This window comes from Stenotrophomonas sp. TWI1409, assembly GCF_039673015.1.
GTDB classification, from domain to species: domain Bacteria; phylum Pseudomonadota; class Gammaproteobacteria; order Xanthomonadales; family Xanthomonadaceae; genus Stenotrophomonas; species Stenotrophomonas maltophilia_A.
In genome coordinates, this window is sequence record NZ_JBDJKU010000033.1 from 39032 (window position 1) to 49686 (window position 10655).

Sequence of the window (10655 nt, forward strand, 5' to 3'; positions counted from 1 at the left end):
CGCGGTCGCAGCCCGGAGCAATCACATGCCCGAATAGTTCGGGCCGCCACCGCCCTGCGGGGTCACCCAGACGATGTTCTGGGTCGGGTCCTTGATGTCGCAGGTCTTGCAGTGCACGCAGTTCTGCGCGTTGATCTGCAGGCGCGCGTTATCGGCTTCACCGACGAACTCGTACACACCCGCCGGGCAGTAGCGGGCTTCCGGGCCGGCGTACTCGGCCAGGTTCACCTTCACCGGAATGCTGGGGTCCTTCAGCGTCAGGTGGCTGGGCTGGTTCTCGTCGTGGTTGGTGCTGCTGAGGAACACCGAGCTGAGACGGTCGAAGGTCAGCACGCCATCCGGCTTCGGGTAGGCGATGCGGGTGTGCTTGGCCGCCGGCTCCAGGCAGACGTGATCCGGCTGCGTGCGGTGCAGGGTCCACGGCGGATTGCGCACGCCCAGCTTCGGCAGCAGCCACTGCTCCACGCCGGTCATCAGCGTGGCCACGGTCTGGCCCTTCTTGAACCACTGCTTGAAGTTCTTGGCCTGCTGCAGCTCGGTGAACAGCCAGCTGGCTTCGAAGGCCTTTGGATAGGCGCTCAGTTCGTCGTGCTGGCGGTCGGCGGCCAGCGCGTCGAACGCGGCATCGGCGCACAGCATGCCGGTCTTGATCGCGGCATGGCTGCCCTTGATGCGGCTGGCGTTGAGGTAGCCGGCCTCGCAGCCGACCAGCGCGCCACCGGGGAACACGGTCTTGGGCAGCGACAGCAGGCCACCGGCGGTGATCGCACGCGCGCCGTAACCGATGCGGGTGCCACCCTCCAGGTGCTTGCGGATGGACGGATGGGTCTTGAAGCGCTGGAACTCTTCGAACGGGCTCAGCCACGGGTTCCTGTAGTCCAGGCCAACCACATAACCGATGGCGACCTTGCCGCCGTCGGCGTGGTACAGGAACGCACCGCCGTAGGTGTCGCTGTCCAGCGGCCAGCCGGCGGCGTGCACCACCAGGCCCGGCTCATGCTTGGCCGGGTCGATCTGCCACAGTTCCTTGATGCCGATGCCGTAGGCCTGCGGGTCCTTGCCTTCGTCCAGCTTGTAGCGTGCGATCAGCTGGCGGCCGAGGTGGCCGCGTGCGCCTTCGGCGAAGATCGTGTACTTGGCCTGCAGCGCCATGCCGCGTTCGAAGGCCGGGCCGATGCTGCCGTCCTTCTCGATGCCCATGTCGCCGGTGGCCACGCCGATCACTTCACCGTTGTCGCCGTACAGCACCTCGGCTGCGGCGAAGCCGGGGAAGATCGCCACTTCCAGCGCTTCGGCCTGCTGCGCCAGCCAGCGGGTCACTTCACCCAGGCTGATGATGTAGTTGCCTTCGTTGTGGAAGCACTCCGGCAGCAGCGCATTGGGCGTGCTGCGTGCGCCGGTTTCGCTGAGGAACAGGAATTCGTCGCGGGTGACCTTCTGCTTCAGCGGTGCGCCGCGCTCGGCCCAGTCCGGGAACAGTTCGGTCAGTGCGCGCGGATCCATCACGGCGCCGGAAAGGACGTGCGCGCCCGGTTCGGAGCCCTTCTCCAGCACGCACACCGACAGGTCGCGGCCGGCTTCGATCGCGCGCTGGCGCAGGCGGATCGCGGTGGCCAGGCCGGCGGGGCCGGCGCCGACGATCACCACGTCGAACTCCATTACTTCACGCGGGGGCAGGGCGTTGGCTTCAGCGCTCATCGATTGCATGACTCGTGGGTAGGGCCGGCATCGGGGCCACCGGCGGTGCCTGGGAATCGCGCGTGCAGCCACGAGCGAAACGGTTGTTTGAATGTGTCAGGGTACCGGGCCGCGCGTGATCGAGCTAGATCGACGATGTTCACGTCATGATTGCTGCGGTGCAGCGTAATGCACGTGGCCGGGTAGGTGCCAACCTTGGTTGGCACATTGTTTCACCGCCCGGACCCGCTTCCGTGTGGACCAAGGTCCACACCTGCCAGACGCGATGCTTGCGGATGACCGACAATGGCCGGGTCCTGACTGCGCGTGAGTGCCATGGCTTTGCATCCGTACGATCTGTTCGATGTCCGTTCCCTGCTCAACGAGGAAGAGCGCGCGGTGCAGGAGAGCGTCGCCCGCTTCACCAACGAGCGCGTGCTGCCGATCATCGGCGATGCCTTCGACCAGGCCCGCTTCCCTTCAGAGCTGGTGCCGGAGATCGCCGCGCTGGGCCTGCTCGGTGCCACCCTGCCAGCCGAGTACGGCGGCGGCGACCTGGGTGCGGTCAGCTATGGCCTGATCTGCCAGGAGCTGGAGCGCGGTGATTCGGGCCTGCGCAGCTTCGTCTCGGTGCAGAGCTCGCTGTGCATGTACCCGATCTATGCCTACGGCAGCGAGGAACAGCGCCAGCAGTGGCTGCCGGCGATGGCGCGCGGTGAGCTGATCGGCTGCTTCGGCCTGACCGAGGCACACGGCGGTTCCGATCCGGCCAGCATGAAGACCCGCGCGGTGCGCGACGGCAGCGACTGGCGCATCAGCGGCAGCAAGATGTGGATCACCAGCGGCCCGGTGGCCGATCTGGCCATCGTCTGGGCGCAGACCGAAGACGGCATCCAGGGCTTCGTGCTGGAAAAGGGCATGGCCGGCTTCACCACGCAGGAGATCAAGCACAAGATGAGCCTGCGCGCATCGCTGACCGGCGCGTTGTTCTTCGACGACGTGCGCGTGCCCGACAGCCACCGCCTGCCGAACGTGAAGGGCCTGAAGGGCCCGCTGGGTTGCCTGACCCAGGCCCGCTACGGCATCAGCTGGGGCCCGATCGGCGCTGCCATTGCCTGCCTGGATGAAGCGCTGGGCTATGCCAAGGAACGCGTGCTGTTCGGTCGCCCGCTGGCGGCCACGCAGAGCGCGCAGATCAAGCTGGCCGAAATGGCCCGCCGCATCACCACCGCGCAGCTGCTGGCGCTGCAGCTGGGCCGCCTGAAGGAAGCTGGCCAGCTGCAGCCGCAGCAGGTCAGCCTGGCCAAGTGGAACAACTGCCGCATGGCCATCGACATCGCCCGCGAGTGTCGCGATCTGCTGGGCGGCGCCGGCATCACCACCGAGCATGTAGCGATCCGGCATGCGCTGAACCTGGAATCGGTGATCACCTATGAAGGCACCGAGACCGTGCACCAGCTGGTGATCGGCCGCGAACTGACCGGCATCAGCGCGTTCTGAGCGGTGCGGGGAACACCATCCACGCATGGCGTGGATCTGCTGCACATGGCACCTGCCACGGCCACCTGGGATGTGCTTTGGTAGGTGCCAACCTTGGTTGGCACATTCCTTCAGCGCGCGACCGGGCATCGGTGCGGACCAAGGTCCGCACCCACCAGAAGCGATCCACAGCCATCAGAGGTTCTCGGCGGCGGCCTGGATCTGCCTTTGGTAGGTGCCAACCTTGGTTGGCACATTCCTTCAGCGCACGACCGGGCATCGGTGCGGACCAAGGTCCGCACCCACCAGAAGCGATCCACAGCCATCAGAGGTTCTCGGCGGCGGCCTGGACCTGCCTTTGGTAGGTGCCAACCTTGGTTGGCACATTCCTTCAGTGCGCGACCGGGCATCAGTGCGGACCAGGGTCCGCACCCACCAGAAGCAGGTCCACACCCACCTGAGGCGGTTTACGCGCCGCCAGCAAACCCGTGCTGCCGCCACGCTTCGTACATCACCACCGCAACGGTGTTGGAAAGATTGAGGCTGCGGTTGTCCGGCCGCATCGGCAGGCGCAGGTGGCGGCCATCGGGCAAGGCATCGAGCACGTCCTGCGGCAGGCCGCGGCTTTCCGGGCCGAACAGGAAAGCATCGCCATCTTCAAAGGCCACGCTGTCGTAGCGCACGCTGGCCCGGGTACTCAGTGCGAACAAGCGCTTCGGTGCGATCCGCGCCAGCGCGGTGTCCAGGTCGGGGTGGACCTGCAGGCGCGAGTACTCGTGGTAGTCCAGGCCGGCGCGCTTGAGCTGCTTGTCTTCCAGTGCGAAGCCGAGCGGCTCGACCAGGTGCAGCTGCGCGCCGGTGTTGGCGCAGAGCCGGATCACATTGCCCGTGTTGGGCGGGATTTCCGGTTGGAACAGGATCACATGGAACTGGGGCGCGGCATTCATCGGCGCAGTGTACCTGCGACGACCGCCGCCTTTACGGCGCACGCCCTGCGCTGAGCAGGGCGGCACCGCTTACGGGCGCAGCAGGACCTGGGCGGTTTCGGTGGCCAGGGCCTGCAGGTCGGCGGCGCTCGGGCGCACCTGCAGGGCCGGCAGGTTGACGATGACCGAGTTGGCGACGTTGGTGGCGGCAGCAGCCAGGGTGGCGGCGTAGCGCTGGGCTTCCATTTCGGCGGCCAGGGCGACGCGCTGTTCCAGGCTCGGGCGCACTTCCACCGAGGCCAGGGTGGTGATCGGCATCGCGGCAGCAACCGGGGCGGCAACGTAGCCGTTGCGCTCGGCCAGCTGGTCGGCGCTCGGGCGCACTTCCACGGTGGCCAGGGTCGGGATGCCGCTGGCCTGTTCCCAGGCCTGCTGGGCCAGCTGGTCGGCGGCCGGGCGGACCTGCACGGTGGCCAGGGTCGGGATGGATTCGGAGGCCTGCACCGACGAAACAACCGCGGTGCCGGCGATCAGGGCGATGGCGATGGCAATGGTCTTGGCGTTCATGACGGGGCCTGTTTAGTGTTGGCGATCAGTGGTGTGGTAGTAAGGTAGTACACCGATTCTGGGCTTGCAAGGAAAATTTTCGGTTTCCTGCATGTGTTCAGTCTTCAGTCAGCTTTCATCTGAAGCCCTTCCTGGCGCAGGAAGTACCAAGCAATCCCCGTGCCAACTTTTAGTTGTTGATTTGCAAGAGTTTTTGTTTGGTCGAGAAGTGTCCGGTAGGCGGACACCTGTCCATTCGATGTGCTGCGGACACTGTCCGGACGGTCCTGGCGGGCGCTTGTGACCGGTCAGGCAGCGCAGATCGGCGCTGCGGATGGGGCACAGGGGCAAACACCCCCAGTGACTGCTGGCCGATTCCTGCCGCTGCGTGCGCAGGCTAGGATCGGGGTTCACCTATGTGACCAAGGATCCGGATATGTCTCTCGCCCTTCGCCCGCGCGCTGCACTGCTGGCCGTCGCCCTCAGCACCGCCCTGGGCACGCTTGTGCCTTCCCATGCGCTGGCGGCCAAGCCGGCCGCACCGGCCAAGGTCGATATCCCGTATGAGCAGTTCACCCTGCCCAACGGCCTGCGCGTGATCGTGCATACCGATCGCAAGGCGCCGATCGTCGCCGTCAACGTCTGGTACCACGTGGGCAGCAAGGACGAACCGGCCGGCCGTACCGGCTTCGCGCACCTGTTCGAACACCTGATGTTCCAGGGCAGCGAAAACCACGACGGCGAATTCTTCGAACCGTTCAAGCAGGTCGGTGCCACCAACCAGAACGGCACCACCAATACCGACCGCACCAACTACTTCGAGAACGTGCCCACCACCGCGCTGGACATGGCGCTGTGGATGGAGTCGGACCGCATGGGCCATCTGGTCGGTGCGATCGACCAGGCGGCGCTGGACGAGCAGCGTGGCGTGGTGCAGAACGAGAAGCGCCAGGGCGAGAACCAGCCCTACGGTCAGGCCTGGGACCAGCTCAACAAGGCGCTGTACCCGGTAGGCCACCCGTATCACCACGGCGTGATCGGTTCGATGAACGATCTGAACGCGGCGTCGCTAGATGACGTGAAGACCTGGTTCCGCACCTGGTACGGCCCGAACAATGCGGTGCTGGTGCTGGCCGGCGACATCGACCTGGCCACTGCCAAGGAAAAGGTCGGCAAGTACTTCGGCAGCATCCCGGCCGGCCCGACCATGGCGCAGCCGGCAGTGAACGTGGCCAAGCGCAACACCGACACGCGCGAGACGATGACCGACAAGGTGCCGCAGGCGCGCATCTACCGCGCCTGGAACGTGCCGCAGGTCGGCACCACCGATGTCGATCAGCTGCAGCTGTTCGCGCAGGTCCTGGGCGGTGCCAAGTCCTCGCGCCTGAGCCAGCGCCTGCAGCACCAGGACAAGCTGGTGGACAGCATCGCCTCGGGCCTTTCGACCTCGCAGCTGGGTTCGAACTTCGTGATCATGGCGACGGTCAAGCAGGGCCAGGACCCGGCCAAGGTCGAGAAGATCATCGACGAGGAACTGGACCGCCTGATCAAGCAGGGTCCCACCGCGGCCGAGCTGGAGCGCGCCAAGACCGGTGCCCGCGCCGGCTTCATCCGCGGCATCGAGCGCATCGGCGGCTTCGGCGGCAAGGCCGACGCACTGGCCGAGTGCGCGGTGTTCACCGGCGACCCGGGCTGCTTCCGCACCTCGCTGGCCAACATCGAGAAGGCCAGTGCCGCTGATCTGAGCCGGCTGGGCGCGCAGTGGCTGGACAAGGGCAGCCACACCCTGGTGATCGCACCGGGTGAGCGTGTGGCGCTGAAGGAAGACCCGAGCCAGGCACCGAAGCCGTTCAACGTTCCCGCGGTGGACCCCAAGTACAGCACCCTGCCGGAGCAGGTCGACCGCAAGGCCGGCGTGCCGCAGACCCGCGAGTTCCCGCAGCTGAAGTTCCCGGCGCTGCAGCGCGCCACGCTGAAGAACGGCACCCAGGTGATCCTGGCCGAACGCCACGAGATTCCGGTGGTGCAGTTCAGCTACCAGTTCCCGGGCGGCTTCAGCGCCGACCAGGGCCGCAAGCCGGGCACCGCCAACTTCACCATGAGCCTGATGACCGAAGGCGCCGGCAAGCTCGGCTCGCTGGCCTTCGCCGATGCTGCCGATGCGCTGGGCGCCAGCCTGGATGCCTCGGCCGGCCTGGACTCGATGAGCGTGGACCTGTCGGCACTGAAGGAAAACCTGGCACCGTCGCTGGCGCTGTACCGCGACCTGCTGCGCGAGCCGCGCTTCGAGCAGGGTGAGATCGACCGGGTCAAGGCGACCTGGATCGCCGGCATCCAGCAGGAGAAGGTCAACCCGGGTGCGGTGGCGATGCGCGTGCTGCCGCCACTGCTGTATGGCAAGGGCCACCCGTATGCCATTCCGTTCACCGGCAGTGGCGATGAGGCGGCGATCAGCGGCCTGACCCGCGAAGATCTGGTTGATTTCCACCACGACTGGCTGCGCCCGCAGAACGGCACCCTGATCGTGGTCGGTGATACCACGCTGGCGGAAATCGTGCCGCTGCTGGACAAGCAGCTGGGCGACTGGAAGGCTGCCGGCGATGCCCCGCAGGTGAAGGCGGCGACCGACGTCGCATTGCCGAAGGGCCCGCGTGTGTTCCTGATCGACCAGCCGGGCGCGGTGCAGGCCAACCTGTTCGCCGGCCAGGTGGTCGCGCCGTCCAGCGCCACCAGCTCGACCCGCTTCGATATCGCCAACGGCGTGATCGGTGGCGACTTCACCTCGCGCCTGAACATGAACCTGCGTGAGGACAAGCACTGGTCGTACGGTGCGCGCAGCAGCGCGATCAATTCGGTGGGCCAGCGCCCGTGGATGGCCAGCGCGCCGGTGCAGATCGACAAGACCGGCCCGGCGATGGCGGAAATGCGCAAGGAAATCGCCGCGTTCGCCGACGGCAGCAAGCCGGCCACCGCCGCCGAGGTCAACCGCATCCGCAACATCCAGACCCTGAGCCTGCCCGGTGCCTACGAGACCGCCAGCGCGGTGGCGTCGACCATCGGTTCGATCGTGCAGTTCAAGCGCCCGGATGACTACGTGCTGCGCCGCAAGGCCGAGATCGAGTCGATGACCCCGGCACAGGTGCAGCAGGCGGCCGCCGAGATCAAGCCGCAGGCCCTGACCTGGGTGGTGGTGGGTGACCTCAAGCAGACCGAAGCGGCCGTGCGCGCGCTGAACCTGGGCGAGGTGACGGTGATCGATGCCGAAGGCAACCCGGTCAAGAAGTAAGGCACTACCCGGCCCGCCATGGGGCGGGCCGGCTCCTCCGGTAGTGCCGGCCGCTGGCCGGCAACCTTGCCGTGGTAGTGCCGGCCGCTGCCCGGCAACTCCGTGACCCGAAGGCGGGGTCAGGACCCCCTGCGGGGGATCTGACCCCACCCACCGGCTACCCCCGATTCAGGCTGTTCAGGCAGAATCCCCCCATACCCTTCCAGGATCTGCCCATGCGCGTTCTGCTGCTTTCCTCCCTGCTGCTCACCGTCACCGCCTGTACCTGGGTGCCGATCGAACCGGCCGGCAAGGCGACCCGCGTGCTGCCGGCAGGCCCGGTTCCCGCTGGCTGCATCGCCAAGGGCGAGGTGGTGGTCACCGTGAAGAGCAAGGTCGGCTTCTACAACCGCAACCCGCTGCGTGTGCAGGAAGAGCTGGAAACCCTGGCCCGCAACGAGGCCCCGAGCGCCGGCGCCAACGCCGTACAGGCCGCCGCCGCTCCGGCCGATGGCAGCCAGCGCTTCGCCGCTTTCCAGTGCCCGCCGCGCTGAACGCTTCACCATACGGCCAAGCCTGAATTCGTAAAGATGCGGTGAAGGCCCCGGGGGTTATAGAATAGCGCCCCCTTTTGCCTGAGCCTTGGCGCTAACCTCGATGCTCTTCAAGAATGTCTCGATCGCCGGCCTGGCACACGTTGATGCGCCGCATACGCTGACGACCAAGGAAATCAACGAGCGGCTGCAGCCGACGTTGGATCGCCTCGGTATCCGCACCGACGTGCTCGGCGATATCGCCGGCATCCATGCCCGCCGCCTGTGGGACAACGGCGTGCTTGCGTCCGATGCCGCCACCATGGCCGGCCGCAAGGCGCTGGAAGACGCGGGCATCGATGCGACGCAGGTCGGCCTGCTGGTCAACACCTCGGTCAGCCGCGACTACCTGGAGCCGTCCACGGCCTCCATCGTGTCGGGCAACCTCGGCGTCAGCGACGAGTGCATGACCTTCGACGTCGCCAATGCCTGCCTGGCCTTCATCAACGGCATGGACATCGCGGCGCGCATGATCGAGCGCGGCGACATCGACTACGCGCTGGTGGTGGATGGCGAGACCGCCAACCTGGTGTACGAGAAGACCCTGGAGCGCATGACCGCCCCGGACGTCACCGCCGACGACTTCCGCAACGAACTGGCGGCGCTGACCACCGGTTCGGGTGCTGCGGCGATGGTGATGGCGCGCTCGGAGCTGGTGCCGGACGCGCCGCGCTACAAGGGCGGTGTCACCCGTTCGGCCACCGAGTGGAACCAGCTGTGCCTGGGCAACCTGGACCGGATGGTCACCGACACCCGCCTGCTGCTGATCGAAGGCATCAAGCTGGCGCAGAAGACCTTCAGCGCCGCCAAGATCGCACTCGGCTGGGCTGTGGAAGAACTGGACCAGTTCGTGATCCACCAGGTCAGCCAGCCGCACACCGCCGCGTTCATCAAGAACTTCGGCATCGACCCGAAGAAGGTCATGACCATCTTCGGCGAGCACGGCAACATCGGCCCGGCCTCGGTGCCGATCGTGCTGAGCAAGCTCAAGCAGCTGGGCAAGCTGAAGAAGGGCGATCGCATCGCGCTTCTGGGCATTGGCTCGGGCCTGAACTGCTCGATGGCTGAAGTGGTCTGGTAACAAAGTCACCGCTGACCTGCTGCGCGATTGCCTCGCCAATCGCTCGCGACGGACAGCGATGATCTTCCAAGTGTCCAAGGGCCGGTTCTACCGGCCCTTTCTACAGGTGCGATCCGATGTCCCAGCTTCCCGGTTACCCCGCCCACCCGCAGCGCTTCGAGGTACGCCCCGGCCTGTCGATGAACTATCTCGACGAAGGCCCGCGCGATGGCGAAGTGGTGGTGATGGTGCACGGCAACCCGTCGTGGAGCTATTACTGGCGCACGCTGGTCGCCGGCCTGTCGGACACGTACCGCTGCATCGTGCCGGACCACATCGGCATGGGCCTGTCGGACAAGCCCGATGACAGCCGCTACGAGTACACGCTGCAGTCGCGCGTTGACGACCTCGATGCGCTGCTCAAGCATCTGGGCATAACCGGCCCGGTGACCCTGGCGGTGCACGACTGGGGCGGCATGATCGGTTTCGGCTGGGCGCTGTCGCACCACGACCAGGTCAAGCGCCTGGTGGTGCTCAATACCGCTGCATTCCCGATGCCGGCGGCGAAGAAGATGCCGTGGCAGATCGCGCTGGGCCGCCACTGGAAGATCGGCGAGTGGATCATCCGCACCTTCAACGCGTTCTCCTCCGGTGCCTCGTGGCTGGGCGTGGAGCGGAAGATGCCGGCCGACGTGCGCCGCGCCTACGTGTCGCCGTACAACAGCTGGGCCAACCGCATCAGCACCATCCGCTTCATGCAGGACATCCCGCTGTCGCCGGCCGACAAGGCGTGGTCGCTGCTGGAGCATGCCGGCAAGGCGCTGCCGTCGTTCGCCGACCGGCCGGCCTTCCTCGGCTGGGGCCTGCGCGACTTCGTGTTCGACCACCACTTCCTGAAGGGCTTCCAGGCCGCGCTGCCGCAGGCCCAGGTACATGCGTTCGAGGACGCCGGCCACTACGTGCTGGAAGACAAGCACGAAGTGCTGGTGCCGGAAATCCGCGCGTTCCTGGACAAGAACCCGATCTGAGGTGTGCCGCCCAACCGGGGGCACCCAACCGGAGAGGCAAATGGGAGGTGGCGCCCGGGTGTCGGGCACCCCCCACGGGGG

Annotated in this window: 8 protein-coding genes; 5 read left to right on the forward strand and 3 right to left on the reverse strand. The window is 66.6% G+C overall.

The window, feature by feature from the left end; genetic code table 11:
* Window positions 1-21 precede the first annotated feature (21 nt).
* Window positions 22-1698: an electron transfer flavoprotein-ubiquinone oxidoreductase gene (locus ABE423_RS12390; RefSeq protein WP_049461849.1), complete on the reverse strand. Its 1677-nt coding sequence runs from the start codon at window positions 1696-1698 to the stop codon at window positions 22-24.
* Between the two features lie 315 nt (window positions 1699-2013).
* Between ABE423_RS12390 and ABE423_RS12395 the strand changes: the two genes are divergently transcribed.
* Window positions 2014-3177, forward strand: coding sequence for an acyl-CoA dehydrogenase family protein (locus ABE423_RS12395; protein ID WP_134951103.1), 1164 nt, complete (start codon window positions 2014-2016; stop codon window positions 3175-3177).
* Window positions 3178-3623: 446 nt separating this feature from the next.
* On the opposite strand, the gene ABE423_RS12400 is transcribed toward ABE423_RS12395, so the two are convergent.
* On the reverse strand, window positions 3624-4103 hold the full coding sequence (locus tag ABE423_RS12400) for a tRNA (cytidine(34)-2'-O)-methyltransferase (protein ID WP_293798866.1): 480 nt from the start codon (window positions 4101-4103) through the stop codon (window positions 3624-3626).
* A gap of 69 nt (window positions 4104-4172) precedes the next feature.
* Window positions 4173-4649, reverse strand: coding sequence for a hypothetical protein (locus ABE423_RS12405; RefSeq protein ID WP_125893093.1), 477 nt, complete (start codon window positions 4647-4649; stop codon window positions 4173-4175).
* A 415-nt stretch (window positions 4650-5064) separates the two neighbouring features.
* On the opposite strand from ABE423_RS12405, the gene ABE423_RS12410 reads away from it, so the two are divergent.
* The 4 genes from ABE423_RS12410 (at window position 5065) to ABE423_RS12425 (ending at window position 10574) form a co-directional block, all read left to right on the forward strand.
* Window positions 5065-7914, forward strand: coding sequence for a pitrilysin family protein (locus ABE423_RS12410; RefSeq protein WP_346486211.1), 2850 nt, complete (start codon window positions 5065-5067; stop codon window positions 7912-7914).
* Window positions 7915-8129: 215 nt separating this feature from the next.
* The gene (locus ABE423_RS12415) at window positions 8130-8447 is read left to right on the forward strand and encodes a DUF4156 domain-containing protein (RefSeq protein WP_005407628.1); all 318 of its coding nucleotides are present in this window, start codon (window positions 8130-8132) and stop codon (window positions 8445-8447) included.
* Between the two features lie 103 nt (window positions 8448-8550).
* Complete coding sequence (locus ABE423_RS12420) at window positions 8551-9567, forward strand: 3-oxoacyl-ACP synthase III (protein ID WP_107431623.1); 1017 nt, start codon at window positions 8551-8553, stop codon at window positions 9565-9567.
* 116 nt (window positions 9568-9683) lie between these two features.
* A complete protein-coding gene (locus tag ABE423_RS12425; protein ID WP_180837894.1) occupies window positions 9684-10574 on the forward strand; it encodes an alpha/beta fold hydrolase in 891 nt (296 codons plus the stop codon).
* Window positions 10575-10655: the final 81 nt, after the last annotated feature.